The following is a 26038-nucleotide window of genomic DNA, read 5'->3' on the forward strand; positions in this document are numbered from 1 at the left end:
GAAAGGATATAACAACGTCTACATCAGTTTCGTTAACTTTTCTTATTATCTGGATAAGAATATGCGCCAACTTCCAAATCAATGACATTTTTTTTCTTCAATTTTGAGGAAATACTTGGATAAAAGGCCATTTTATTTGCAAAATCACCAATATTTGCTATGACTTTATTGCCATCATTCATGTAGATGTAAATTCTTTGATTATTCACTTTTGATGGATTGTAATCAATTTCTGAAATACCATTTCTAATTTTTGCTGGCACTTTTCGATATTGTTTGACCATTTTTTGCAATAAATCGGTCTGATTAAACTTTGAATAGGTTGGATAATTACCTGTAGGTTGTGCAAATACTCGACTCCCAATTGCACCATTCAAAAATAATTGATAATATTTTTTGTCTTTAGCAATGTACCCCGCAAGATCATATTCAGTAATTGAAAGCTTGATATCATTCCACTTTTTGCGACTAACTGTTAACGATTTCACTTGTGGTAAGTCACTTTTTATCGCCTTTAAAGTCGATTTATTATTAAATAATGCATGCGACAACGGATCATTAACATGTAATTGACTCGCATTTTCAACTTGTTGTTTCGATACCGTTTTTTCACCCGAAATACCTATTGTTCGTACTTTGCTTAACGGCGACACAAAATACAATGCAATCAGCCCAATCACTAAAAATGACCCAATAATAATGGTCATTTTTTGATAAAGCGCATGGTGCTGGTATTTTTTTAATTTTGGTAAGCGGTCACTAATTGTTTTGGGATTACCAAAAAAATCAAAACGTTTACTTTTACTTTCTTTTTTACCTTGTAAGGCCTCCCAAGGTGTCAATTCAGTTTTTCGACTTTTAAAAAATTTATTTTTTGACATCTTTTTTGGCCTCCTAGATTATTTTTTTGCTTTAATTAAATCTACCATTACCGCAATTAATTTATCAGCAGCATCTGGTACACCCATTTTGCGTGAATTAGCAGACATCTGCATTCTAACGTCATCGTTAAGCATCAATTCATCGGCAACTTCAATTAATTTCGAACCCGTTAAAGTATCTTCAGTAATGAGTTTTGCTGCATGATCATTAACCAAACTCATCGCATTTTTCGTTTGATGATCATTCGTGACATAAGGGCTAGGTACCAAAATAGAAGGTAACCCAAGTGCCGTAATTTCAGCTATACTTGTCGCACCCGCACGACCTAAAATAACAGAAATATTGCTTAATAAATTAGGCATATTATTCAAGTAAGGTTTAATAATAATATTTTTATTTAATGCCACACCATTTAACTCAGTCATAATTTTATCGTAATGAACATTACCCGTCACAAATAATACTTGATAAGGTTTTTGATTCAATTCTGGAATTGCATCAACCATCGCTTGATTAATTTTCGCAGCCCCTCTTGAACCACCAAAAACTAACATTGTTGGAACATCATCTACTAATCCATACTCAGATAATGCTTCAATTTTCTTCTCATTTACCACTTGTTGTGCACGAGGATTCCCGGTGAAAACAACTTTTTTCTTTGGAAATTGATCTGCAACAGATTCAAATGAGATGGCTACTTTATCAACAAAGTAACTCAAAAATTTATTTGTAACGCCTGCAACACTATTTTGTTCATGAACAACCGTTGGAATATGCATTCTAGCAGCAGCATAGACAACTGCACCACACACGTACCCACCTGTCCCGATAACGATATCTGGTTCAAAATCTTTGATCATTTTTTTTGCGTCTTTTACACTCTTTAGAAATAATTGAATCGTTTTAATATTTTCCATCGATAATGATCGCTTAAAGCCCTGAATTTTAATGGTTTTAAATGGAATACCATTATCCGGAACAATACGACTCTCAAGCCCTTTTTCAGTCCCAATATATAAAAATTCAGCCGTTGGATCTTTTAATTTTAACGCTTCAATCAAGGCTAAGGCTGGGTAAATATGCCCACCTGTTCCACCACCAGAAACAATAATTTTCATTTTAGTTATCCTTTTCTTGCATTAGTTTTTCAACTGCATCGATATACTCATCACCACGTACTTCAAATGATGGATATTGATCCCAACTAGCTGCTGCCGGTGACAACAAAATAATATCATTGTCAGCGCTTAATTTATAAGCTTCCGGTACAGCCGCAACAACATCAGTCACTTGCTTAATTTCGGTAATCCCCGCAGCTTCACCTGCACTTCTCATTAAATCAGCAGTTTCACCGAAAACAATCATTGCCTTCACATGTTCTTTAAGAACAGGAACTAATTTTTCAAATGTAAATCCACGATCTAACCCACCAGCCAACAAAATAATTGGTTGTGAAAAACCTTTAACAGCCATCTCAGTTGCTTCAATGTTGGTTGCCTTTGAATCATTATAAAATTTACGATTATGCCAGACACTAACAAACTGTGTCCGGTGACGCACACCCGTAAATGTTGATAGAACTTCTTTAATAGCCGAATTTGTTACACCTTTAATTTTAACAACCGTAATAGCTGCAAGTGCATTTTCAATATTGTGCTCACCAGGAATATTAATATCAGCTGTTTTCATAATTAATTCGTCTTGATAATAAATATTGTCGTCCTTTACGTAAGCACCTGTTTCAATTTTGTCTAATCTAGAAAACGGTACAATTTGGGCACGGCTTGCTTTAACAAGTTCATGAAGTTCTTCCAAATCCCAGTTAACAACAAGAAAATCATCTGAATCTTGATTTTCTGTTATTCTCATTTTTGCTTTCACATAGTTTTCACGCGTTTGATGATAATCAGTATGTGCTTCATAAATATTAGTAATAACTGCAATCTCAGGCTTTAACTGATCAATACCACATAATTGAAAGCTCGATAATTCTGTCACAATAATATCATTTTTAGTTGCTTTTCTTGCCACAGAAACAGATGGAATACCAATATTACCAGCCATGAACGCCTGCCCTTGTTTTCTCTCTTGATTCAACATCAATGAGATTAAAGTCGTAGTCGTTGTTTTACCGTTTGTTCCCGTAACACCAATCATTGGTGCCTCTGAAATTTCGTAAGCAAGTTCTGGCTCCGTAATGATGGGTAATCCTTTTTCCATTGCTTTAGCAATCAATGGATTTGTATATGGAATGCCAGGGTTTTTTACGACTAACTCAAAATCCTCATCTAGTAAAGAGAGTGGATGACCACCAGTAATCACTTTGATACCTTCAGCTAAAAGTTCCTTTGCTTCAGGATTGTCATCAATCTTCTTATGATCGTTCACAGTCACGAATGCGCCTAAATCTTTTAATAATTTTGCAGCATTCAACCCACTCTTTGCTAAACCGACAACTAGAACTTTTTTATTTTGATAATTCGTAATTTTCTTCATTCCAATTAAATCTCCCTTTATAAAATAACTATTAACGTCAAAATTGCAGCAATTAAACCAATCGTCCAAAAGACAATATCAATCTTCCATTCATTCCAACCACTCATTTCAAAGTGATGATGAATTGGACTCATTTTAAAGATACGTTTACCGGTTAATTTGAACGAAGCCACTTGTAAAATAACACTTGCCGTTTCGCAAACGAAAATAATACCAATAAAAATCAGCGATAATTCTTGATGTAATAAAATTGAGACAGTCGCTAATGCGCCACCTAATGCTAACGAGCCCATGTCTCCCATGAATACTTTAGCCGGTTTATGATTAAACCAAATAAACGCAATTAAAGCACCAATGACTGATAAACAAAAAATAAGGACATCTTCTTGATGCTGGGCTTGTGCAATAACAGCGTATGCACCGAAAGCAATAATTGCTTGTCCGGAAACTAAGCCATCAATGCCATCAGTTAAATTAACAGCATTAGAAAAACCAACTAACCAAATAATAATAAAAATGGCATAGAGAATCCCAATTGAGACTTCACCGAATCCCCAAATATTAATTGAAAGAGGTAACTTTTCATGCATATAAACAGCTGTTAAAATGATGCCACCAATGATTTGCCCTAACAATTTTTGCCAAGCTTTTAAGCCTTCATTTTGTCGTTTGAATAATTTAATACTATCATCCCAAAATCCTAGTACAGCATATAAAAACAAGATGAAAACCATAATCATTGTTGATGGCGTCATGGCATGAGCCCATAATGATGTCCATATGGCTGTAATAATAATGGCAATATTAAAGACAAAGCCACCCATAGTCGGTGTCCCCGACTTTTTTTCATGCCATTTTGGTCCTTCTTCTCTAATCATTTGGCCTTGTTTGCGCATTCTAAAGTAGCCAATAAATAATGGCATAAACATAAATGTTAATGCAAAGCCACTCACCAATGGAATGATCATTTCTGGTTTTGTCATTGTCTTATCCTCACTTAATTGTTATTTTTTATTTAGTGCTTTCGTTGCTTCTTCAACATCGTCAAAATGAACTTTTTCTCGACCAAGAATTTGATAATCTTCATGACCTTTACCGGCAATTAAAACAACATCACCTGGTTGTGCTTTCTTGATTGTTTCAGCAATTGCCTCATGTCGGTCCATTATAACAGTCGCACGATTTTCTGGAATCCCCGTCAACATATCAGCCATAATCTGTTTAGGATCTTCAGTTCTGGGATTATCCATTGTAAATACGGGATAATCACTATGATCTGCAGCAATTTTTGCCATTTTAGGTCGTTTGTTCTTGTCACGATCACCACCGCAACCAACAATACAATAAATTTTGTTTTGAGCAAAGTCTTGAATGGTTTCTAAAACATTTAATAAACCATCTGGTGTATGTGCATAATCAACAATAACACTAACACCCGTTTTAGAAGGAACTAATTGGAAACGGCCTTTAACGCCTGTCACTTTTTCAAGTGATTTAATAATTTGTGTTTCATTTAATCCTGCAGCATAGGCAGCACTAAATGCAGCAAGCATATTATACACATTAAACAAACCGATTAATTGCATGGTCACATGAGTCACTTTGCCAAAAAGAACCAAATCAAATTCAGTTCCATGACTTTTAATTTCAATATTTTTTGCTTGAATCATCGCTTCATCATTTTCAATCCCATATGACAAAATCTGAGCAGACGTAAATTGCGTAAATGTTCGCGCAACTGGGTCATCAAAGTTTAAAACAGCTACTTTTGCATCACCAGAAGCTGTGTAATGGTTACCTAACTGAGCGAATAACATACTTTTGGCATGCGCATAGTTATCCATAGTTTTATGAAAATCCAAATGATCCTGCGTTAAATTAGTAAAAACAGCAATATCAAAATCAATGCCCCATACACGTCCCAATACCAATGCATGTGACGAAACTTCCATTGCAACCGTCTCAACTTCTTCTTGTTTCATTTTTGCCAAAGTCCGTTGCAGTGTAATCACATCAGGTGTTGTATTATTCGAAGGATAAATTGTGTCATTTATTTTGCGATACATTGTCCCAATTAATCCCGTTTTTTGGTTTAAATCACGATAAATTTGTTCAATCAAATGAGTGACCGTTGTCTTACCGTTTGTGCCGGTAACACCAATCATTCTCATCTGTTGACTTGGAACACCATAAAAAACATCAGCAAGAATTGCCATTGCACGGTTTGTATCCTGCACATAAACCACGGGAACCGATACATCAATTGGTTTACGGGCAATAATGATTTTCGCGCCCTTTTCAACTGCTTGACTGACAAAATTATGACCATCAACCGTATAGCCCTCTACAGCAACGAAGATACTATCTTCAACAACTTCTCTTGTATCCTGAGTGAGTAATTTAATCTCTAATTTTGGATCAATCGCCATCGATACTTGCTTAAATTTTAAACTTTGAATTAATTTATCTGCTTTCATATCTACCATTCACCTTTTTATTTTAACGTTAGTTTAACTGTTGCTGATTTTTTCACAACTGTATTAGCTTTAATACTTTGAGATGATACATAGCCACTACCCGTTGTTTTTAATTTTAAGCCCATTAATTCTGCGGCATTAACGGCATCACTCTTCGACCAACCCGTTAATTCAGGCATCACTCTCTCACCGTCGGTTAATAGTAGTACTTTACGTCCTGATAATACCGTGGAACCAGCAGCTGGATATTGTTTGGCTACTGTTCTACCATTTCCAATAACTGCCACATCTAAATTTTGTTCATTCAATGTTGATTTGGCTGAAGACGTCTTATTACCCTTGACGTCTGAAACTGTTACATTTGTTTTAGATGATGCTTTAGCTGTCGAACTATCCTCTTCCAATGTTCGTTTCATCAATGGATTGAAAATTTGTGCCAAAATTGCATTGCCCGTTGTCCCTTGCATATTCTGTGGCTGTTTCATTGTCACATACATGATATATTTAGGATTCTTAGCCGGCGCCATCCCTACAACTGAAAAGACATAATTTGCATCACCAGTTAGGTAACCTGTGGCATCAGAATTGGCAACTTGCGCTGTCCCTGTTTTGGCAGCAATTCTATAGCCATCCAGTTTGAAGGCATTACCCGTTCCATAATCTTTATAGACGACATCTTGCATCATGCTTAAAACTTCTTTAGACGTCGATTTTTTTATCACTTGTCCCAAATCCGTTTTTTTAGATTTATAAGTTGTTTTCCCTGTATTAGGATCAACAATCTTATTCACAAGTGTTGGTTTCACCATTTTACCATTGTTTGCAAAAGCCGTAAAACCTTGCATCATCTGCATCGTTGTTACATTAATCCCTTGTCCAAACGCTGTATCAGCTTGTTCAATTGGATATTGGAATTCAATGCTTCCTCTTGCTTCATTTGGTAACCCAAAGTTAGTACTTTTGAGAAAACCAAATTTTTTAATATATTTAAGCCATGCTGTAGGACCCATTGCTTGTTCTAACTTAGCCATACCAACATTACTTGAACGAGCGAAACCTTCTCGATATGTGATCAAGCCCCAACCTGATGTGTTCCAATCAGGAACTGTTTTAGTCCCTACTTTTAAAACACCAGATTTATACAGTGCATTTTCATTATATGCGCCATTCTCAATCGCAGCGGCCATCGTAAAGACTTTCATTGTTGACCCAGGTTCATAGCTATCTTCAATTAATGAATCACGCCACATTTTTGAAATACCACTTTTGGTATCCGCATTAAATGTAGGTCGTTGAGAGGCTGCTAATATTTTCCCATTTTTAGCATTCATAATCACAACGTTCATTGATTTTGGTTGATAACTTTTTTGAACCTGTGTCAAAGTTGTTTCAAGATAGGTTTGTAGCTTAGTATCAATTGTTGTATAAATATTATTTCCATTTTTAACTTGTTTAGTTTTTGTCTTTGCATTCGGTAATTGATAGCCATAACTATCTTTTTGAACCTTTTTCAAGCCATCTGTTCCACTCAACTGCTTGTTAAATGCTGATTCTAAGCCCATCACACCAGATAATGTTGCGTTACCTTTTTTTGATGTACTTTTTGTCACACCAATTAAATGAGAGGCAAATACACCGTTAGGATATAATCTTGCCTGCGTTTTAGTGAAATAAATACCACTTAATCCAGCTGCTTCTATTTTATTTTTTGTTTCTAATGATAAGTTTTTACCAGCGTTCCCAAATTCAACTTGATAAATCCCCTTTTTCGCATTCAAAATATCGTAAACTTTAGTTTCTTTCATCCCAATAGCATCACTAATAACTTTTGCAGCTTCATTCTTATCAGTAACATACAAAGCTTTATTGTTCGCACCAACATATTTTTTTGAAAGAACCGCATAGACAGAATAATTTGTTGTATCTTCGGCAATGGGCTGATTAGAATCATCATAAATGGTCCCTCTACTTGCCTTATCAATCCGACTATTTTCATAAAGTAGTTGCGTCTGACTGCTTAAATTAACATTTGAAACTTTCCCACCAATCACAATATAAGAAAAACGAATGATAAACATCAAAAGAATCGCTAAAATAGTCAGGATCAGTAACACACCAAACCTTTGCCTGTTTCTACGTTTCTTTTTCATGTTATTTATCATTCGTTGTTTTTGATTATTCATTTCGTTACATTCCTTATTCTACTCTCGCTTAAGTTAAGACCATTCTTATCTGCGATACCATTTAGTCGATTGTTACTAGCAAGTTCGTTCACTTCTTGTGTTAAATCAGAACTTTTAGTTTGAATAGCTGTTATTTCACTATTGATATTTTGTAAAAACTGACTACTATTCGATAATTTTACCTGTGCTGAAACTAGCGTAATCATCAGTATCAAAGAAATAACACCAATCAAACCAAATAATGATTTTTCAATTTTAGAAAGTGCCACACGCTGTGTTCCAGCTTGTGTTTTATGTATTGGTTGCTGTCTTGGGCTTTCTCTATACTTTTTTGACGGCGTTGTTGGTATTGGTCTTGCTGTACTATTTTGTGCCATGCGATGTAACCCCTTTATTAATCATTATTTCAGTCGTTTTATAATTCTTAATTTTGCCGAGTGTGCACGTCTGTTGTTCTGCAACTCTAGTTCTGATGGTAAAATTGGTTTTCTATTAACTAATGCATAATCTGGTTGAATATTATCTGGAATTACCGGTAAACCTGGTGGTAACTCTGGAAGGCTCGTTCGTTCTTTGAACATGGTTTTAACCAATCTATCTTCTAACGATTGAAATGTAATGACACTAACTTGCCCCGTGACATCAATCAAATCAATGGCTTGTTCTAATGAATCTTCTAAAACCCCTAATTCATCGTTAACTGCAATTCGAATAGCTTGGAAAACTTTTTTTGCTGGATGCCCACCTGTTCTTCTTGCGCGAGCTGGAATTCCTCGTTTGATTAATTCAACTAATTGACTAGTCGTCACAATTTCTTCAGTTTCTCTAGCACTTTCAATCTGACGAGCAATTGATTTGGCAAATTTTTCTTCACCATATCTAAAAAATATTCTAATTAATTCTTGATAAGTCCAATTATTTACAATTTCTTTGGCAGTTAATTCTGCACTCAAATCCATGCGCATGTCTAACGGTGCATCATGTTGGTAACTAAACCCTCGTTCTGCCACATCAAACTGTGGTGATGATACGCCCAAATCATAGAGCACCCCATCAACTTCTGTCACACCAAGCTCTAACAAGGCAACCTTTAAGTCTTTAAAGTTACGTTTAATAAACGTAACTTGCCCATTTTCTATGTATTTTTTTAAATGTTCTTCATTATATGTAATAGCTGTTTGATCCTGATCAAAGGCGTATAAGTGCCCGTTCAGACTTAGTTGAGACAATATTAAAGCACTATGTCCGCCACCGCCCAAAGTACAATCAACATACACACCATCAGGATTGATTGCCAATCCATCAACTGCTTCATTTAAGAGAACCGTTTCATGTTCAAATGCCGTCATAGTTTTTGTCTCCTTTCATACCATTATTTAAAAACCAAAATCAATCATATTTTCTGCAATTTCATCCAAGTTTTCTGCTGCATTTTCTGAGAAACTAGCCCAACGTTCCTCACTCCATATTTCAAAGCGATTTGAAACCCCAACTAAGACACATTTCTTTTCTAAATTAGCATGGGTCCTCAAAGGAACGGGAATATTAATCCGACCTTGTTTATCGAACTCGCATTCTGTTGCTGCTGAATACAAAAATCTCACAAAAGCACGGGCATCTTTTTTTGTTAAAGGAAGTGCTTTTATTTTTTCTTCTAGGAGCGTCCACTCAGCTTGTGTGTATCCAAACAAACAACCATCCATACCACGCGTAACAACAAACTTTTCACCTAATTCCTCACGGAACTTAGCTGGAATAATTAATCTGCCTTTGGCATCCAATGTGTGTTTAAATTCACCCATAAACATTGTGCACGCCCCCCTTCGTAGTAACTATTTAAATTTTACCACAATGCCCCACATTCCACCACCTAATTTCAAAACATTATATTTTCAAAGTATTATAGATAAAAAAAATCACTCAACCCTTTTAGGTTAAGTGATTTAAACATCTTATTTAAAATAATTAAGGTGGGGCAAGTAATATTAAATTAAAATCATTGTTAACACAATAAGATACCAAAGAATCATATAAATGTCAGTGATTTTCCAGATAACTGTGAAAAATTTGGCATAAATCAATTCCCCATCTCGATACGCAAACATCAATGCACTAGCAATACCAATTAGACACCAAGCCAGTATGACAAATGGTACAAGTGATAAATTATATTCTTGTACTGATAACAGATGTGTTAACAAGAGAAGTAGTGGTGGTAAGAAGTCAACAATTTTTAGCCTTTTAGGCCAATACTTTCGTAAGATACGTTTAAGTAACAATAAAATTAAAAGGTAACTAACGACTAAAATAATTGACCCATACCAAGTTCCAAAAAAAGTTAAGAGTTTCATAAAGTACTCCTTTAGATCGTGTTTAAAAAGACGTCATGTAACGCATTAACGGCAGTTTTCAAATCGTCTTGTTGAACCAAAATCCAAATTGTCGTATAACTATCAGTCGTTTGAAGAATATTAATATGATGTTCATCTAATACTGTCACAATTTTTGATGTGACACCAGGAGTCCCTGTCATACCAGCACCTACGATTGACACTTTTGCACAATTATTAAGGATTGAAACAGACATTTTAGCATCTGCTAATAATTGTTTTGCTTTTGTTTCATCATCACTAAATAAATTAAAAACAACTTTACCAGGTGAGATATTAATGAAATCAACACTCAAATTATTATCTGCCATTAAATTGAAAACATCTTTAGCAGTATGGTTAGCTGTTTCAATCGTAAATTGTGTTAACCCCGTTACATGAGCAATTCCGGTTACACTTCGGTAATGTTTAACGCCTAAATTACGATCCGTAACAAGCGTTCCCATTTCTTCAGGCCCTTGCCAAGTTGACCGAATTCGAACAGGCACGTGAGCTTGTTGGGCAATTTCTACGGCACGCGGATGGATAACCTTTGCGCCTTCATGAGCCATATTGGCCACTTCTTCATAACTAACGGTTTTAAGAAATTTAGCTTTTGAAACTAATCTAGGATCAGCCGTCATCATCCCTGAAACGTCAGTAAAGATATCAACACGTTCAGCATTTAACGCTGCTCCAAGTAAGGCTGCCGTTGTATCACTTCCACCACGTCCGATTGTCGTCGTTTGACCTTGGCTCGTAGCCCCTTGAAATCCGGTTACAACTAAAACATCAGCATCGTTGAATGCAGCATCAATTAAATCAGTATTGATATTAATCACTTTAGCATTCTGGAAGTCATCATTTGTCTCAACACCAGCATCTTGTCCAGTCAAAGCAGCTGCTTTAATACCTTCTTTATTCAACAATTCAGAAAAAACTGCAGCAGAAATAGTTTCACCAACAGAAACAATCATATCAAGCTCTCTATTTGAAAGTAACGATTGTTCGCCATCGACAAGTCCTAATAATGAATCGGTTGCATAAGGAGCCCCTTGACGCCCAATTGCAGAAACAACGACAATTACTTGGTACCCTTTATCGACTGCATACTTTACGTGTTTCAAGGCAGCACGCCTTGACTCGTCATCTTGAACCGAGGTGCCACCAAATTTCTGAACCATAATTGTCATTATTTTGAACTCCCACTATTTATTATTTAGCTTTCTCTGTCATTGTTTCGCTATCTACTAACATATCACTTTCAACGTAAATTCGATGCCAGACCATAAACGTTAAAACAGTCCATATTTTTCTAGAGTTATCTCGAACGCCATCACGATGTTCATCCAATAAATCTAAGAAATATTGTTTATTAAAAAATTCATCTGTTTGAGAATCATTGATGATTTGTTTAGCCCAATCATACATTTCTTCTTTTAACCAGAAACGAATTGGCACAGGGAAGCCCAATTTTTTACGATTTAAAACGTGATCAGGAACAATTCCTTCAGCCGCTTTACGCAAAATATATTTCGTTGTACCATGTGCAATTCTTAAATCTGCAGGTACTTCTGAAGCAACTGCAAAAACTTCTTTATCCAAAAATGGCGTTCTTAATTCAATACTATGTGCCATCGTTGTTCGATCAGCATTATGCAATAAATCACCATTTAACCAAGTATGCATATCAATAAATTGCATTTGATCAATTTTATTGTAATCTTTTGATGCATCATAATATTGGCCAGTAATACTTTGGAAAGGATGGCTTTTATTGTAATCTTTAAAGAAGGCTTGTTTTTCTTTTTCATTAAAGATAAACGCATTACCCACATAGCGATCTTCCATTGGTGTTGTCCCACGAAGAAGGAAACTTTGTCCACGCATTCCTTTGGGCATCATTTGGGCAATTTTGTTCAACGCACCATTAATTGGTTTTGTATATTTAAACCCTTTTAATGATTCTGGTTCATGATAAATTGTATACCCACCAAATAATTCATCGGCACCTTCACCTGTCAAAGCAACCTTCACACGTGTTCTAGCTTCTTTGGCAAGGAAATATTGAGGCACAGCAGCCGGATCAGCCAAGGGATCATCCATATTCCAGATGAAATGTGGAAAGGCCTTCATAAACGCTTCAGGCGTAATAACAGAACTAAAGTTAGCAACGTCTAATTTCTCGGCAGTTTCTTGTGCAACATCCAATTCACTATAACCTTCACGTTCAAATCCAACTGAAATAGTTTCCAAATTTGGATTCAATTCTTTAGCAATGGCAACAATAATAGATGAATCAATCCCACCTGATAAAAATGACCCAACTGGCACATCAGCACGCATATGTTTTTCAACAGAATCAATTAAAACGTCTTTAATCCGTTTAATATACGTTTCTTCTGGCCGAACTACTGGATGAAATTCAGCAGAAAAGTATTGTGTTACAACTGGTTTTTCGCCCATTTTTTTAGTTAAATAGTGGCCTGGTTGTAACATATCAATTTCTTTAGTTAACGTTTCTGGTTCTGGTACAAATTGAAAGGTCATATAATCTTGAAGCGCATCTTTATCAAATGTCTTATTTTTTAATACTTTGTAAATAGCTTTACTTTCAGAACCATAATAGAAGCTATCATCAGCTGTCGCATAATAAAATGGTTTAATTCCAAATTGATCACGCGCTGCAAAAAGCGTTTTTTCTTGTGTATCCCAAATAACAAATCCAAACATTCCACGGAATTGTTTAACCGCTTCTGCCCCATATTTAGCATACATACCAAGAATAACTTCTGAATCAGAATCTGTTTTAAATTCATAGCCATCAGCAATTAAGGCTTCACGTAATTCAATATAATTATAGATTTCACCATTGAATGTTAACCAATAACGTTCATTTTCATATGAAAGGGGTTGGTGTCCACCTTCTATATCAATAATACTTAATCGTCTAAAGCCCATTGTAATATCATCGTCACTAAAATAGCCTGAATCATCAGGTCCACGATGGACAATCATTTTTGTCATATTATGAACAATTTTGTCATAATCTTTGTCTGTATTTTTATGTCTGTCACTTAATACGCCTGCAAATCCACACATATATTCATCCCTCATTTTCATAAAATCAATGTCTTATATTATAGATGTTTCTACAATATATTTCAATTTAGGTTATCGTTATGCTTTTCATTATAGCGTATTTGGGGTAATCTTAACAACTAGATGTCTGAATTAACGAAAGCTTTAAAAATTTGATATACTGAGTACTGGAATCACGAATAAAGGAGTCTTTATAATTGATAGAATATTACAAATCAACTGAATCAGGAAAAATTGAAAAAATAAAAGAATATAGCAAACTTTGCTGGATTAATGTCACTAACCCTTCTGACGCCGAAATCGATGAACTTGTTAGCGAACATGCCATGCCCAGAGATTATGTCACTGCGGTTTTAGATGATCAAGAAAATTCAAGAACTGAAGGATTATCTCAAAACGTCGTTCCCGACTTAGTCCTAATGCAATATCCCCATCGTGTTCGAAATTCATTAGGCTACTTAGAATATCAAACATTTCCCTTTTCAATCGTTTTAGCAGATGATGCTATCATTACGATATCAAATAGTGTTCCCGACTTTATCAATGAGTTTATTTCAGATAGTCCCATTCACAAAATTAAAACAACGACATCTGATCAATTCACTTTAAAGTTACTTTGGTATTTATCACAAAACTTTGTATTTGCACTGAATAACATCATTCAAGAAACTGAAAATCTCGAAAAAACACTTGCTAAAGCAACCAAAAATGAACAATATTATCAAATGATGTCCATGCAAAAAAGTTTAGTTTATTTTGACGCAGCACTTACAAAAAATAATCCCGTCCTAAAATCAATGGCTGATTCAAACGAACATTTCAAACAAAAAGCCACGGATGATTTACTTACAGATGTCCTAATTGAAAATCAACAAGCTGAAACCATGACAAGTATTCAAACTAAAATTTTAGATAATTATGGTGAAATGGTGTCATCTGTTATCTCAAATAATCTGAATATTGTTATGAAGGTTTTAACATCTATGACAATTATATTAACGATTCCAACCATTATGGGTGGGATGTATGGTATGAACGTTAAACTTCCTGGTGCAAACATTTCATTTTCATTCTGGTGGTTACAGTTAATAACCCTTATTATCTGCCTATTAACCGCTTATTATTTAAAGAAAAACGACTATTTTTAAGTTGACATATGACTATCAAAAAAGTTATAGTTACACTATTAGATTTGAGAGGTTGTGTAAATCATGAAAAAACAGAAATCTACGTTCCAAAAAATCACGATGGTTGTCGTGTGGTTAATGATTCTCGTAACAGTCGGTGGCGTTGTTTTAACCGCAGTTATGTCAATTGCTTAATAAGATGAAAATGATTGAAAATTCACGGCTGAAATATGTCGTGAATTTTTTTGTCTAAAATTTACGGTTAACAAGTCATTTATTGTATAAAAAAAGACGGATAATAGTATCCGTCTTTCACTTTAATCATTATTTATCAAGAAAAATTCCTGGACTTTTTTTAAGCATAACACTAAGAATTAACATCGCAATAATCATGTTAACGATCATACTTCCACCATTAATAACGACTGAATACACAACTGGTGACAATCCCCACTGTACATATTTTGACCAAAAAATAATGCCCGCCACGAAATGAGCAAAATATTTTAAAAAGACAGCCAGTAAAATGGCACAAGTTAGTGCTTGTAACGCACCTCGCATATTTTTTGCCCGTAATTGACCCAAAAAGCGAGTTGAGAACAATCCAGCAAATCCTAACACAAAATTAGCAACAGGATATTCTAAAATAGCCTGAACGGGTGTTAAAACATAAGCTGTTCCGATTAAAATAGGTAAAGTCCCATATAATAATCCAATGATTAACCCCATTTTCAAACCACGCCTTAAACTGTACACCACAATAGGTAAAATACCCAGTGCAATATCAATGTTCGGTGGATTAGGTACAAACGACAGTGCCATTGCTAAAGCGGCCATAATGACCCCTTCTAGCAAAATTAATAATCTTTTTCTTTCCAACAAAAAAACCTCCTTTGACTTAGTAAACCAAGCACAAAGAAGGTGTTAATCTTCTACACACAATTCCTACGTTTGCATTAACAAACAGGTTCCAAGGGTCTGAATTTCTTCACTCTCAGCCAAATATCTGGCTCCCCTTTGTGTTGGTCTCCAATTAATAATATCACATACAACTCCACAAATGTCAAACGTTTTCATTATTATAAAATAGGTGAAAGTAGTCTTGAAAACTGTTGTTTAAACTTCAACCAATAAGATTGATCATTGAAATACTTCTTCGTCAAGAGATCACTTTGTTCCATATCAATTTCAAAAATATTTTTAAGTAAAATAGCGACATCTGCATCGTAAATAAATGCATTAGCTTCAAAATTTAATTTAAAACTTCTAAAATCAAAATTGGCCGAGCCTACAGAAGCAACCATATCATCAATTACAACTGTTTTTGCATGCAAAAACCCATTATTATATTGGTATATTTCCGCGCCTATATTTGTTAAATCTTTCGCATAATATTGTGTCGCACGATAAACAAATGCATGATCTGGCATCGAAGGCACCATAATTCTAACCTGAACACCAGACGATACGGCAATGTCCAATGCTTCCATAACGGAATCATCCGGAATTAAATATGGTGTTTGAATATAAATATATTTTTTAGCTGAATTAATTAACTTAATATAACCTTTTTTAATTTGTTCAATTTCCGAATCAGGTCCACTGGATACAATTTGTATATTCACTTTACCCTTAGATTCCGTTTTAGGAAAATAAATTGAGCGATAATTAATTTGGTCGTTTCTTGCAGTTGCATTCCAATCCATAATGAATCGACTTTGCATTGAGTTAACTGAGCTTCCAAAAATACGCATATGTGTATCACGCCAATTGCCAAACTTTTCACTCTCGCCTAAGTACTGATCACCAACATTAAAACCACCGATATACCCAATCTTACCGTCGATGACAACAATTTTCCTATGATCTCTGAAGTTCAATCGAAAATCTGAAAATGAAAAACGCGACCCAAAAAAGGCTTCTGCTTTCCCACCTAGTTCTTCAAAATGTTTGAAAAACTTTTTCGTTGTCCCTTTTGACCCTAGTGCATCATAAATAACTCTAACCTCAAGGCCTTCACTAACTTTAGCCTCAAGTAATGTTAACAATTCATTCCCGATGCGACCATCTTCAATGGTGTAATATTCAACATGAATATGATGTTTAGCTTCACGAATATCTTTAAATAATGCTTCAAATTTATCATGACCATTAGTCAATAATCGAACATCATTCTTTTTTGTTAAAATCGATTTATCTATTTCTAAAAACATGTGCATAATTTCATTCACATCATCGGTAAATTTACCACTCGTGGTTAGTTCTCCTCTAGCCCATTCTTGCTTTTGCCTATCGACTAACTGATCAACACCCATATGACCTTGGGTTTTAATATCAAATATCTTTTCTTTAGAAATTTTCTTTCCCACAAAAAGATAAATTAAAAAGCCGAAGATAGGAATAATTGTCAATACCAGTAGCCATGCCCAGGTTGCAGCAATATCCCGTTTTTCTCTAAAAACGGTCACGATTGCAGCTAGTGAGTTCAATACAAAAACAAGTAATACGGCAATATTTACATATGTCATCTGGTTCCTCCGAAATTAATTATTCTGAACAGTTGTGTTCTTACCAAACCATTTTTGATTTATTTTTTCTAGTTGACCCCTTTTTTGTAGGTCAGTGATTGCTGCATTAATCTTTAATCGCATTGTTTTATCCGATTTTCTCATACCAACAGCAAAATCTTCAGTTTTGAATTTGCCATCAATCACGTTATATGCATCTGAGTCTGCTTGATGTTTAATAAAATAGCTCGCGTAAACATCATCAATTAAAAGGCCTTGAATACGGTCAGCGTTCAAATCAATAAATGCATTATCAAATGAATCATATTGAACAGGTTCCTTATTTTGAATTGTATCTTTTAAAATACGCGGATGCAAATTTAAACTATCAAATCCAGCAGATCCACTTTGAACACCCAATATTTTATGCTGCATTTTAGCAAATGACGTAATTTTGCTGGCTTTTTTTGTCACTAATACTTGTTTATTAGTTAAATAAGTTCGACTAAACGCAACCGTTTTAGCACGTGCCGTCGTTTTTGTGTACCCATTCCAGATTAAATCAATTGTGCCATTTTTTAGTTCAGTTTCTTTCATAGACCAATCAATCGTTTGAAAATCAACTTTGAGTCCATATTTTTTAAAGACTTTTTTAGCTAAATCAACATCATATCCCACTAATTTGCCATCTTTTTGTCTAAAGGTCATCGGCACAAAGCTGTCATCAATTCCAATAACGACAGTCCCTTTTTTTTGAATTGCTTTCCAACTATCAGTTGTATTCATTGTTTGGTTATTATTTTTTGTTCCAGCTTTACTACATCCTGCTAATCCCACAAAGAGTAACATGAATAGCATAAGAAAAATAATTTTTTTCATTAATTGAGTCATTTGTTATCCTCTAATCTTCAAGCGGTTTTACTTTTAACAATTTATCCGCAATATTTTCAGCAAATGGCACATCATGTGTAACCACAATCTGAGTCATCCCATCAGCTTTCAATGATAATATCATATCTTCTACTTCTTGGCGTAGCGCTGGATCTAGTGCCGAAGTTGGCTCATCATAACATAGAATTTTGGGTTTCATTGCTAATGCGCGTGCAATGGCAACTCGTTGTTTCTGTCCACCTGAAAGTTGATAAGGATACAGTTGTCCCTTGTTTCCTAGTGACAAACGATCCAATAATTTTTGTGCCTCTTCTTCAGCTTGCACCTTATGAGTCTTTAAAACCATTTTCGGTGCTAATGTTATATTATCTAGCACTGAAAGATGCGGAAACAGTTGAAATTCTTGGAAAACAACCCCTATAACACTTTCATTAGTATTATTACGGTACGGATCAAATGGTGACGCATCAATCAAAATTTCTCCAGAATCGATTGATTCTAACCCACTAATACATCGTAATAATGTCGTTTTACCACCACCAGATGGCCCAACGATACTCACAATTTCGCCATCGTTAACTGTTAAATTAATATCATCTAAAATCAATCGTTTTCCATAATACTTTGTCAGATTTTTTAGTTCTAGCATAGAATCACTCCTTATTTGTAATAACTATAATGTTTTTCAATTTTCTTTAAGATAAGTGTGAAGATAGCTGTTAATAACAGATAGATTGCTCCAACCATAAGTAACGGTACAAGTGTCACATCTCGACTTGTCGCAACATTCCCCGCTCTCAATAAATCACCTAGTCCAATAACATAAACCAAACTCGAATCTTTCACTAAATTAATAATTTCATTCCCAATTGATGGTAAAACAATTTTAAAGACTTGTGGAACCACAATTGTGCGAATTGTTTGCCAATATGAGAGACGTAGAACTTTTGCACTCTCATATTGTCCCTTAGGAATTGATTGCAATCCCCCTCTGAAAATTTCAGCGAAGTAAGCACCATAATTTAAAATAAATGCGAATAATGCAGCGTCATATCGACCAAATACGATATGAATATGAAATTGTTGTAACGTAGGCAACCCGTAAAAGACAAAAATTAATTGTAGTAATAATGGCGTTCCTCGCATTAACCAAACATAAAAATTCAAAAAATATTTAATTGGTTTTATTTTTGAAATCAAACCTAACCCAACAATTAAACCAAGCGGAATTGAACCAATAATCGTCCAAAAAAATATTTCCAACGTTAATTTAGCACCATCTAATAATGAAGGTAAAATTTCTAATATATAAGTCATTGAATAATCTCCTTTTAATTAAATAAAAAAATCCTCTCAAGTCAAATTGACTCAAGAGGACGATAACCGTGGTGCCACCTCAAATTTATATTTTTCTCACGAAAAATAACTTATGTAGATTAATAAAAGTAACTAAAAAAACTCTATAGTCAAAATTGACTATAGAGGGCGACAAGTCGCGGTACCACCTCAAGCTTCACTAAATTCTCACGAATCTAATCTCAACGAGTTTATTAAACTACAGCTATAACGGGCTTATCCCGAACTTCCCTAGTTAACTAGTTGAGGAAATCAACTCGCAGATGTGTTTCAGACTTGAAAACTGTATCTTCCCAGCAAACGATACTCTCTTTAAAAGTTTACTCAAGTCTTAATCTTCTGTTCAACGTTTTTCTTAATTGATAACAACTTAGCACACAAACATTAACCGTGTCAAGAGGCTAGTCTTTTTTAAACCATGATCCTACTTTTTTCCAGAAACCTTTTTGTGGCTGTTTTATCGTCATTAATGGGACTGTTTCACCGAGTAGGCGACGTGCGATATTGCGATAGCCTAATCCAGCTGGATTTTTAGAATCTAAGACAATTGGTTCACCATGGTTAGACGTACTAATAACCGCATCATCATCCACAATAATTCCTAATAAATCAATTGACAAATGACGCGTAATTTCATCAACATCCATTGCTTGACCATCTTGCATCATCTGACGACGAATACGATTAATAATTAATTTGGGTTGTTCAAGTAATGGATTTTGTTCTAACAGACCAACAACACGATCTGCATCCCGAACCGCAGAAATTTCAGGCGTTGTTACAATAATAGCCATATCTGCTCCAGCAACAGCATTCATAAAGCCTTGTTCAATCCCAGCAGGACAATCAATAATCACATAGTCAAATTCTTTTTTTAATTCGTCAACAATTGCTTTTACCTGTTCAGGAACTAAAGCTGACTTATCAGTATTTTGTGCTGCAGGTAATAAGTATAAATATTCATTGAATCTCTTATCCTTAATTAAAGCCTGATGTAATCGGGCCCGGCCTTCAGCCACATCTACAATATCAAATAAGATACGGTTATCAAGGCCTAAGACAACGTCTAAATTCCGTAATCCAATATCCAAATCCATTAAAACAACTTTTTTTTCAAGAAGTGCTAATGCAGTTCCAATATTCGCAGATGACGTTGTTTTACCAACGCCACCCTTACCAGATGTTACAACAATCGCTTTTCCCATCTCTAATATCCTCCCGCATGATTAAATAATTTTGGTCGAAGTGACTTTAATTCATTCCGAGTACCGTAATCAATAATATGTAAATCATTCACATAGATTACCGTATCCTGACTATTTGTCACCTTTTCATCATCTATAATATCCACTAATTCACCAATTCTAACTTGGGAAGCAGCTGAAACATCACCCACAATAATACTGTCTGTATTATTTTCAAATCCAGCATGAATGATACCTTGAACTTCGCCCATAACAAAAATATTACCAGCAGCTCGCAATTGACCACCTTGATGTAATTTACCTAAAAAGAGCACATCACCTTTTAAATCAACAATTTGACCACTCCGAATAGTTCGATAACAAAGATGAACGTTCTCATTTTCTTTCAAAATGTTAGCATCTTCTATAGTCATTACTTTAGATTCGATTTTGTGTACTTTAAAGTTATGATACTCAGAAATAATTTTTTCAATTCTTTGCTTTTCTTCTGCCGTAAACAATCGATTTTCAGTTTTAATATCAAACGAAATAATCGTATCGTCAGTATTTTTCTTTTCAGCATTCAAATTATCAAATAATTCTCTAAGTTCACCCAAAATCTTATCGAAACCAAAATCCTGTTTAAGAATGATTTCATAACCATCTTTATATCCTTTTAAAATAACACTCTGCATCTATGTTCACCCCTGAATCTTAATTGTATCGATTACCTGAGTTCATTAATTTCGATATTGGATAGTACAAAATAACAAATAGTACCAGATTGAATGCTAAAGTTGGTCCAAACGAAGTACTAATAAACGTTGTTACCGACTCATTCGCAAATCCAATCATTTCATTGATACTATAATATGAGACTTCTAAAACCGTTAAATCAATAAAATAAATGAGTAATAAAACAATGAATGAGGGTTCAAAATATTGATATGCAATTTTAGTTAAATAAACAATTAAGGGTAAAAGAATCATATAGATTCCTAGAATACCCGCGTAATAACTGTCAAATGCCCATCCAATACCAAATGCCCATAACTCTAGATGCTTATTATCTGAGTAAAATACCCCCATTATTAACCACAACAAGAGTAAATGACTAACCATAATTGTTGTTTGCGATTCCAATTGTGCTGAAAAAGCAAACTGTATCGTCCCATCCAAGAAAAAGGAAATAATAAGTCCTACAGGGAAAATGTACTGTTTATTTTTATTTATCATCTATCCATCACCTTTAATCTAACGTCTGAGCAACTGTCACAACAGTTAAATCACTCAAATCAGCTGCTGGCTTGATATAAATTTTTGATGCAAGCCCATAATCGCCTTTTTCAATTTTAGAAACAACACCAATATTTAACCCCTTTGGTGTTGTCCCGCCAAGACCAGATGTGACAACTGCATCACCCTTTTTCAAGGCTTTTTTAGACGTAATTTGCCCCATAGTTAAAAGACTATCTGTTTTATCATAGCCAGTAATTAACCCATTAACAATCGCACCACTTGAGTTGGTTACTTGTACCGCGAATCTATCCACAGAATCATTCGTGGTTGATATCAACTCAACCTTACTATTCGTTTTATTGACTTCAGTAACACGACCTATCAAGCCAGAACCAGCCATTACTGGCGCATTCTTCTTAACGCCTGATGCACTACCTTTGCTGATAACAAGTTGGTTCAACCAACCAGAAGGTAATCGGGTTAAGACAGAGGCGTTAATTGATGTGTAATCAGTCAACGTACTAGTCAACTTCAACTCTTTTTTTAATTGTGCATTTTCATTTCTAACCGTATCTGATTGCACCTTAACCTGTGTCAATTCATCAACTTGTTTTTTTAATTTTTGATTTTCTTGGTATGTATTCAAAAGATCAGATATGCCAACAACTGACCCTTTTAAGCCTTTTGCAGGGTAACTAACTGCTCTATCAAATAGACCAACAACATCATTGCCAAATTCTTGAATTAGCGGTGGTGTTGATTTTTTATTTCTAACGGAAATTGAAAATGAAATTAAACTAAGACTCACAATAATGGCAATTAAAATGATGATTAGTCTTCTATTTGAAAAAAATTTCTGCATGTTCGCTATCCTCCATTTGCCTTATAATTAACTAAAAAATTAAGAGGCTGGATGAATTAACTCCAACCTCTTTATTTTTAATCTATGTGATTTTTAGAACTATTTCTTCTTCATGACATCAATACTTTTTAATGATTCACCGGTTCCAATTGCAACACAGTCAAGTGGATCATTAGCGATAAATACGGGCACTTTTGTCACTTCAGCGATAACTTCTGATAAGTTCTTCAATAAGGCACCACCACCCGTTAATACGATACCGTGATCAATCACATCAGCAGCGATTTCTGGAGACGTTTCTTCTAATGTTTCCTTGATTGCTGTGATAATTTCAACGATTGATTCTTGAATCGCAACTGCAATATCTGTTGCCTTAACTGTTACCGTTTTAGGAAGACCCGTAATTAAATCACGACCCCTAATCGTTGTATCTTCAATCTTATCTGCTTCTTTAACTGAGGCAGATGCCACGTCTATTTTTAATTGTTCAGCTGTTCTTTCACCAATCAATAAATTAAAGTTTTGACGAATGTATGACACAATTGACTCATCTAATTTATCGCCGGCCATTCTAATAGAGCGACTTGAAACAATCCCACCTAATGAAATTGTTGCAACATCTGTTGTACCACCACCGATATCGACAACCATGTTACCCGTTGGATCCATAACTGGTAACCCAGCACCAACTGCAGCAGCAAATGGTTCTTCAATAACATAAGCATCACGTGCACCTGCAACTCGAGTTGCATCAATAACAGCACGTTTTTCAACTTCTGTCACACCACTAGGGACACAAACCATTACGTAAGGTTTACCTGATGATTTACCTAAAGCTTTTTGAATGTAATATTTCATCATAGCGACTGTTGTGTCATAATCAGCAATTACACCGTCTTTCATTGGGCGAATAGCCACAATGCTACTTGGTGTACGGCCGATCATTGCACGAGCATCTTCTCCAACAGAAACAATTTCATCCGTTTTAACATTTTTAGCGACGACTGAAGGCTCACGTAAAACAATTCCTTTTCCTTCAACGTACACGATTGTATTAGCTGTTCCTAAATCAATTCCTATATTCTTTGTTCCAAATCCAAACACAGTCTTTCTTCCCTTCATCGTCAGCCTTTTAGGCGCTTTTATTCATAGTTTCCATATTATATCATAATTAAAAGTTACATTTCATTCAATACTTACTAAATTTCATTAAGATTATCTTAAATTAATTGCATCATTGCGTGTTGCCTACTCCTAAACCCGCAACGTTATTAAGTTTATCATATCTATTTTCATAGAACAAGAGAGCACCCCTAAAGGACGCCCTCTTCTTTCATACTGAGATAGTTAGTGTTACCCGAAATAATATGATCCAAAAGTTCAATACCCATCAAAATACCACATTTTTCAACCCTTTTAGAGAATACAATATCATTCTTAGATGGCGTCACATGTCCACTCGGATGATTGTGAACCAATATAATTTTGGCCGCACCATACTTTAAAGCAACTGCAAAAATATCTCTTGGATGCACTGTTGCCGAATTTAAAGTGCCGATAAATAACGTTTCCTGTTTTACTATTTGATTCTTAGTATCCAGAAACAGGCCAATTAAAAACTCTTGGTTCAATCCACCTAGTTCAGCAACCATTTTTTCGCCAGCATCCTGACTAGAACAAATTTGACCACAAATAAAATGTGATTCACGATTAATTCGCTTACCAAATGCCACAATGGCTTGTAACTGTAAAGCTGAGGTCTGATTTTTTTCACCCATTAATAACTGGTAATCTGTTAAACAACATTTTTTTAGTTGACTCAAAGATTGATACCTTGATGTAAAATAGTCAATTCGTTTTTCAATATCTGCAGATTTGGTTAACAATAAGCCAAAAATAACTGTCAACAATTCTTTATCTGTTAAATGATCACATTGATACTTTTGAATTTGTTCTAATAAATACTCGCTTGGACAATTAGAAATAAGTGACATCACAATTCCTCCTATTTTTAACTAAATACGAGAAATTCACTCATTTAAATTATTCTGACACAAAATAGCCGCGGACTTCTGAAATAAAATAAAGTGAACCTGTCACAAGCAACAAATCATCAACTGACATTGTGCCAACGCTCTGAACTAATGCTTCCTTCCAACTATCTTGAAAGGAGACATTTTTAAATTGATTTATTTTAAAATCAGCCATTCTTGTCACTTGTCGTGGGCCAGCAAACTGTGTCACTATAATGTGTACATTCGGTAACGCTGCTAACTTTTCAAGCATCTGTTCACCTTGTTTATCAGCAAGTACCGCAAAAATAATCGTTATTTCTTTATCTTGAAAATGTGTTCGGAGTAACTGCGAAATCCTATCTATTGCTGCACTATTATGTGCGCCATCTAAAACAACTAATGGCTCATCATTCACTTTTTCAAAACGACCTGGCCACGTTGTCGCACTAATTCCTTGCCTAATTGATTTCACACTAATTGACCAGCCCTGAATATTAGCAACTTGCTCAAAAGCAGCAATAGCAGTTGCTGCATTTTCATCTTGGAATTCTCCTAATAATGGTATGGATAACTGTTTAATGTGCATTTCATTGGATGTATACGTTAAAATTTCTTCCCACGACGATTTGGGTCCTTCAGATTTAACTTCAAAATCTGTCCCTAAACGAATGATAGGACTATTTTTCAATTCGGCTTCGGTAGCAATAACCTTAAAAACCTCATCCGTTACTTTACCGACAATAATGGGACGCTTAGTCTTAATAATACCTGCTTTTTGTTGTGCTATTTTTTCAATCGTGTCACCCAAAATTTTCATATGATCTAAGCCAATTGTTGTAATTACAGAAACCAGTGGGTCAATAATATTGGTTGAATCGTACTTGCCACCTAGCCCAGTTTCAACAACTACAATATCTACTGGATTTACGCCACCAAAGTAAACAAACATCATTGCAGTAATAATTTCAAACTCAGTTGGCCCACCCTCATGCTCAGCTAGCTCAACGTCCATCTCATCAACGATTGGTTTTACAATGTTTACTAAACTCAACAGCGCATCATCATCTATCATTTGTCCATTTAATGAAATCCGTTCATTAAATTTCACAATAAAAGGCGAAGTATATGTTCCAACCGTCAATCCTTGCGCTATTAGTAGCTCACGTAAGAAGGCAACTGTCGATCCCTTACCATTCGTTCCAGCAACATGAATCATGTCAATCTGATTTTGTGGATTACCCAAGCGTTGCATAAATGATCGCATCCGACTCAAAGATGGACTTTTTTTAAACTGTGTTCGACCGTGAATAAATGCGATTGTTTCCTCATAAGTTGTAATCAATTCCCC

26 protein-coding genes, 1 riboswitch and 1 other annotated feature are annotated in these 26038 nt (G+C 35.0%); of the genes, 2 read left to right on the top strand and 24 right to left on the bottom strand.

What is annotated here, in order from left to right; translation table 11 throughout:
- Positions 1-32 precede the first annotated feature (32 nt).
- From ACVPPR_RS05475 to asnB, 12 genes are all read right to left on the bottom strand, one after another.
- Positions 33-881, bottom strand: a complete 849-nt coding sequence (locus ACVPPR_RS05475) for a cell division protein FtsQ/DivIB (protein ID WP_462303833.1) — start codon at positions 879-881, stop codon at positions 33-35.
- An 18-nt stretch (positions 882-899) separates the two neighbouring features.
- Positions 900-2000 (bottom strand): undecaprenyldiphospho-muramoylpentapeptide beta-N-acetylglucosaminyltransferase, encoded by a 1101-nt coding sequence (gene murG, locus ACVPPR_RS05480; protein WP_462303834.1) that lies wholly within the window; start codon positions 1998-2000, stop codon positions 900-902.
- A gap of 1 nt (position 2001) precedes the next feature.
- The gene (gene murD / locus ACVPPR_RS05485) at positions 2002-3378 is read right to left on the bottom strand and encodes a UDP-N-acetylmuramoyl-L-alanine--D-glutamate ligase (RefSeq protein WP_462297426.1); all 1377 of its coding nucleotides are present in this window, start codon (positions 3376-3378) and stop codon (positions 2002-2004) included.
- Positions 3379-3395: 17 nt separating this feature from the next.
- Positions 3396-4361, bottom strand: a complete 966-nt coding sequence (gene mraY / locus ACVPPR_RS05490) for a phospho-N-acetylmuramoyl-pentapeptide-transferase (protein ID WP_462297425.1) — start codon at positions 4359-4361, stop codon at positions 3396-3398.
- A 21-nt stretch (positions 4362-4382) separates the two neighbouring features.
- Positions 4383-5855, bottom strand: coding sequence for a UDP-N-acetylmuramoyl-L-alanyl-D-glutamate--2,6-diaminopimelate ligase (locus tag ACVPPR_RS05495; RefSeq protein WP_462297424.1), 1473 nt, complete (start codon positions 5853-5855; stop codon positions 4383-4385).
- Between the two features lie 17 nt (positions 5856-5872).
- Positions 5873-8038, bottom strand: a complete 2166-nt coding sequence (locus ACVPPR_RS05500; RefSeq protein ID WP_462303835.1) for a penicillin-binding transpeptidase domain-containing protein — start codon at positions 8036-8038, stop codon at positions 5873-5875.
- Positions 8035-8415, bottom strand: coding sequence for a cell division protein FtsL (gene ftsL / locus ACVPPR_RS05505; protein WP_462303836.1), 381 nt, complete (start codon positions 8413-8415; stop codon positions 8035-8037). The genes ACVPPR_RS05500 and ftsL overlap by 4 nt, the downstream gene beginning before the upstream one ends.
- 24 nt (positions 8416-8439) lie before the next feature.
- Positions 8440-9387 (bottom strand): 16S rRNA (cytosine(1402)-N(4))-methyltransferase RsmH, encoded by a 948-nt coding sequence (rsmH, locus tag ACVPPR_RS05510; protein WP_462297421.1) that lies wholly within the window; start codon positions 9385-9387, stop codon positions 8440-8442.
- Between the two features lie 27 nt (positions 9388-9414).
- Positions 9415-9846 carry a division/cell wall cluster transcriptional repressor MraZ gene (mraZ, locus tag ACVPPR_RS05515; protein ID WP_462303837.1) on the bottom strand — a complete coding sequence of 144 codons (432 nt, stop codon included), beginning with the start codon at positions 9844-9846 and terminating at the stop codon, positions 9415-9417.
- Positions 9847-10023: 177 nt separating this feature from the next.
- Complete coding sequence (locus tag ACVPPR_RS05520) at positions 10024-10389, bottom strand: DUF3397 family protein (RefSeq protein WP_462297419.1); 366 nt, start codon at positions 10387-10389, stop codon at positions 10024-10026.
- Between the two features lie 11 nt (positions 10390-10400).
- Positions 10401-11600: an aspartate kinase gene (dapG, locus tag ACVPPR_RS05525; protein ID WP_462303838.1), complete on the bottom strand. Its 1200-nt coding sequence runs from the start codon at positions 11598-11600 to the stop codon at positions 10401-10403.
- A gap of 22 nt (positions 11601-11622) precedes the next feature.
- Positions 11623-13509 (bottom strand): asparagine synthase (glutamine-hydrolyzing), encoded by a 1887-nt coding sequence (gene asnB / locus ACVPPR_RS05530; protein WP_462304808.1) that lies wholly within the window; start codon positions 13507-13509, stop codon positions 11623-11625.
- A gap of 197 nt (positions 13510-13706) precedes the next feature.
- Between asnB and ACVPPR_RS05535 the strand changes: the two genes are divergently transcribed.
- Together ACVPPR_RS05535 and ACVPPR_RS05540 are read left to right on the top strand one after the other, a co-directional pair.
- Positions 13707-14657, top strand: a complete 951-nt coding sequence (locus ACVPPR_RS05535; protein ID WP_462297417.1) for a magnesium transporter CorA family protein — start codon at positions 13707-13709, stop codon at positions 14655-14657.
- A gap of 63 nt (positions 14658-14720) precedes the next feature.
- On the top strand, positions 14721-14831 hold the full coding sequence (locus tag ACVPPR_RS05540; protein WP_462297416.1) for a DUF4044 domain-containing protein: 111 nt from the start codon (positions 14721-14723) through the stop codon (positions 14829-14831).
- 129 nt (positions 14832-14960) lie between these two features.
- On the opposite strand, the gene thiT is transcribed toward ACVPPR_RS05540, so the two are convergent.
- The 12 genes from thiT to ACVPPR_RS05600 all read right to left on the bottom strand — a co-directional run bounded on the left by thiT (position 14961) and on the right by ACVPPR_RS05600 (position 26032).
- Positions 14961-15515 (bottom strand): energy-coupled thiamine transporter ThiT, encoded by a 555-nt coding sequence (gene thiT, locus ACVPPR_RS05545; protein WP_462297415.1) that lies wholly within the window; start codon positions 15513-15515, stop codon positions 14961-14963.
- A gap of 46 nt (positions 15516-15561) precedes the next feature.
- Positions 15562-15663, bottom strand: a riboswitch (TPP riboswitch).
- 52 nt (positions 15664-15715) lie between these two features.
- The gene (cls, locus tag ACVPPR_RS05550; RefSeq protein WP_462297414.1) at positions 15716-17164 is read right to left on the bottom strand and encodes a cardiolipin synthase; all 1449 of its coding nucleotides are present in this window, start codon (positions 17162-17164) and stop codon (positions 15716-15718) included.
- Positions 17165-17179: 15 nt separating this feature from the next.
- Complete coding sequence (locus ACVPPR_RS05555) at positions 17180-18022, bottom strand: amino acid ABC transporter substrate-binding protein (RefSeq protein WP_462304809.1); 843 nt, start codon at positions 18020-18022, stop codon at positions 17180-17182.
- A gap of 22 nt (positions 18023-18044) precedes the next feature.
- The gene (locus ACVPPR_RS05560; protein ID WP_462297413.1) at positions 18045-18683 is read right to left on the bottom strand and encodes an amino acid ABC transporter ATP-binding protein; all 639 of its coding nucleotides are present in this window, start codon (positions 18681-18683) and stop codon (positions 18045-18047) included.
- An 11-nt stretch (positions 18684-18694) separates the two neighbouring features.
- Entirely contained in the window at positions 18695-19351 is a 657-nt protein-coding gene (locus ACVPPR_RS05565) for an amino acid ABC transporter permease (protein WP_462297412.1), read from the bottom strand.
- A gap of 161 nt (positions 19352-19512) precedes the next feature.
- Positions 19513-19746 (bottom strand) — a binding site (T-box leader).
- Between the two features lie 45 nt (positions 19747-19791).
- Entirely contained in the window at positions 19792-20595 is an 804-nt protein-coding gene (gene minD, locus ACVPPR_RS05570) for a septum site-determining protein MinD (RefSeq protein WP_462297411.1), read from the bottom strand.
- Between the two features lie 2 nt (positions 20596-20597).
- Positions 20598-21269 carry a septum site-determining protein MinC gene (locus ACVPPR_RS05575; protein ID WP_462297410.1) on the bottom strand — a complete coding sequence of 224 codons (672 nt, stop codon included), beginning with the start codon at positions 21267-21269 and terminating at the stop codon, positions 20598-20600.
- 19 nt (positions 21270-21288) lie between these two features.
- The gene (gene mreD, locus ACVPPR_RS05580) at positions 21289-21810 is read right to left on the bottom strand and encodes a rod shape-determining protein MreD (RefSeq protein ID WP_462297409.1); all 522 of its coding nucleotides are present in this window, start codon (positions 21808-21810) and stop codon (positions 21289-21291) included.
- Positions 21811-21823: 13 nt separating this feature from the next.
- Positions 21824-22675, bottom strand: a complete 852-nt coding sequence (gene mreC / locus ACVPPR_RS05585; RefSeq protein ID WP_462297408.1) for a rod shape-determining protein MreC — start codon at positions 22673-22675, stop codon at positions 21824-21826.
- Positions 22676-22774: 99 nt separating this feature from the next.
- Positions 22775-23779: a rod shape-determining protein gene (locus ACVPPR_RS05590; protein ID WP_462297481.1), complete on the bottom strand. Its 1005-nt coding sequence runs from the start codon at positions 23777-23779 to the stop codon at positions 22775-22777.
- A gap of 209 nt (positions 23780-23988) precedes the next feature.
- Positions 23989-24669 carry a RadC family protein gene (radC, locus tag ACVPPR_RS05595; protein ID WP_462303839.1) on the bottom strand — a complete coding sequence of 227 codons (681 nt, stop codon included), beginning with the start codon at positions 24667-24669 and terminating at the stop codon, positions 23989-23991.
- 49 nt (positions 24670-24718) lie between these two features.
- Entirely contained in the window at positions 24719-26032 is a 1314-nt protein-coding gene (locus tag ACVPPR_RS05600) for a bifunctional folylpolyglutamate synthase/dihydrofolate synthase (RefSeq protein ID WP_462303840.1), read from the bottom strand.
- Between the last annotated feature and the right edge of the window lie 6 nt (positions 26033-26038).

It is taken from the genome of Dellaglioa sp. L3N (assembly GCF_054941095.1).

Bases quoted from the DNA above. Each gene is read 5' to 3' on its own strand.
- asnB (WP_462304808.1), bottom strand. From the start codon at position 13,509: ATGTGTGGATTTGCAGGCGTATTAAGTGACAGACATAAAAATACAGAC.
- ACVPPR_RS05475 (WP_462303833.1), bottom strand. From the start codon at position 881: ATGTCAAAAAATAAATTTTTTAAAAGTCGAAAAACTGAATTGACACCT.
- ACVPPR_RS05495 (WP_462297424.1), bottom strand. From the start codon at position 5,855: ATGAAAGCAGATAAATTAATTCAAAGTTTAAAATTTAAGCAAGTATCG.
- radC (WP_462303839.1), bottom strand. From the start codon at position 24,669: ATGTCACTTATTTCTAATTGTCCAAGCGAGTATTTATTAGAACAAATT.
- rsmH (WP_462297421.1), bottom strand. From the start codon at position 9,387: ATGACGGCATTTGAACATGAAACGGTTCTCTTAAATGAAGCAGTTGAT.
- ACVPPR_RS05575 (WP_462297410.1), bottom strand. From the start codon at position 21,269: ATGCAGAGTGTTATTTTAAAAGGATATAAAGATGGTTATGAAATCATT.
- ACVPPR_RS05500 (WP_462303835.1), bottom strand. From the start codon at position 8,038: ATGAATAATCAAAAACAACGAATGATAAATAACATGAAAAAGAAACGT.
- murD (WP_462297426.1), bottom strand. From the start codon at position 3,378: ATGAAGAAAATTACGAATTATCAAAATAAAAAAGTTCTAGTTGTCGGT.
- ACVPPR_RS05560 (WP_462297413.1), bottom strand. From the start codon at position 18,683: ATGCTAGAACTAAAAAATCTGACAAAGTATTATGGAAAACGATTGATT.
- ACVPPR_RS05520 (WP_462297419.1), bottom strand. From the start codon at position 10,389: ATGAAACTCTTAACTTTTTTTGGAACTTGGTATGGGTCAATTATTTTA.
- ACVPPR_RS05555 (WP_462304809.1), bottom strand. From the start codon at position 18,022: ATGAAAAAAATTATTTTTCTTATGCTATTCATGTTACTCTTTGTGGGA.
- murG (WP_462303834.1), bottom strand. From the start codon at position 2,000: ATGAAAATTATTGTTTCTGGTGGTGGAACAGGTGGGCATATTTACCCA.
- cls (WP_462297414.1), bottom strand. From the start codon at position 17,164: ATGACATATGTAAATATTGCCGTATTACTTGTTTTTGTATTGAACTCA.
- ftsL (WP_462303836.1), bottom strand. From the start codon at position 8,415: ATGGCACAAAATAGTACAGCAAGACCAATACCAACAACGCCGTCAAAA.
- minD (WP_462297411.1), bottom strand. From the start codon at position 20,595: ATGGGAAAAGCGATTGTTGTAACATCTGGTAAGGGTGGCGTTGGTAAA.
- mraZ (WP_462303837.1), bottom strand. From the start codon at position 9,846: ATGTTTATGGGTGAATTTAAACACACATTGGATGCCAAAGGCAGATTA.
- mreD (WP_462297409.1), bottom strand. From the start codon at position 21,810: ATGATAAATAAAAATAAACAGTACATTTTCCCTGTAGGACTTATTATT.
- mraY (WP_462297425.1), bottom strand. From the start codon at position 4,361: ATGACAAAACCAGAAATGATCATTCCATTGGTGAGTGGCTTTGCATTA.
- ACVPPR_RS05540 (WP_462297416.1), top strand. From the start codon at position 14,721: ATGAAAAAACAGAAATCTACGTTCCAAAAAATCACGATGGTTGTCGTG.
- ACVPPR_RS05565 (WP_462297412.1), bottom strand. From the start codon at position 19,351: ATGACTTATATATTAGAAATTTTACCTTCATTATTAGATGGTGCTAAA.
- mreC (WP_462297408.1), bottom strand. From the start codon at position 22,675: ATGCAGAAATTTTTTTCAAATAGAAGACTAATCATCATTTTAATTGCC.
- dapG (WP_462303838.1), bottom strand. From the start codon at position 11,600: ATGACAATTATGGTTCAGAAATTTGGTGGCACCTCGGTTCAAGATGAC.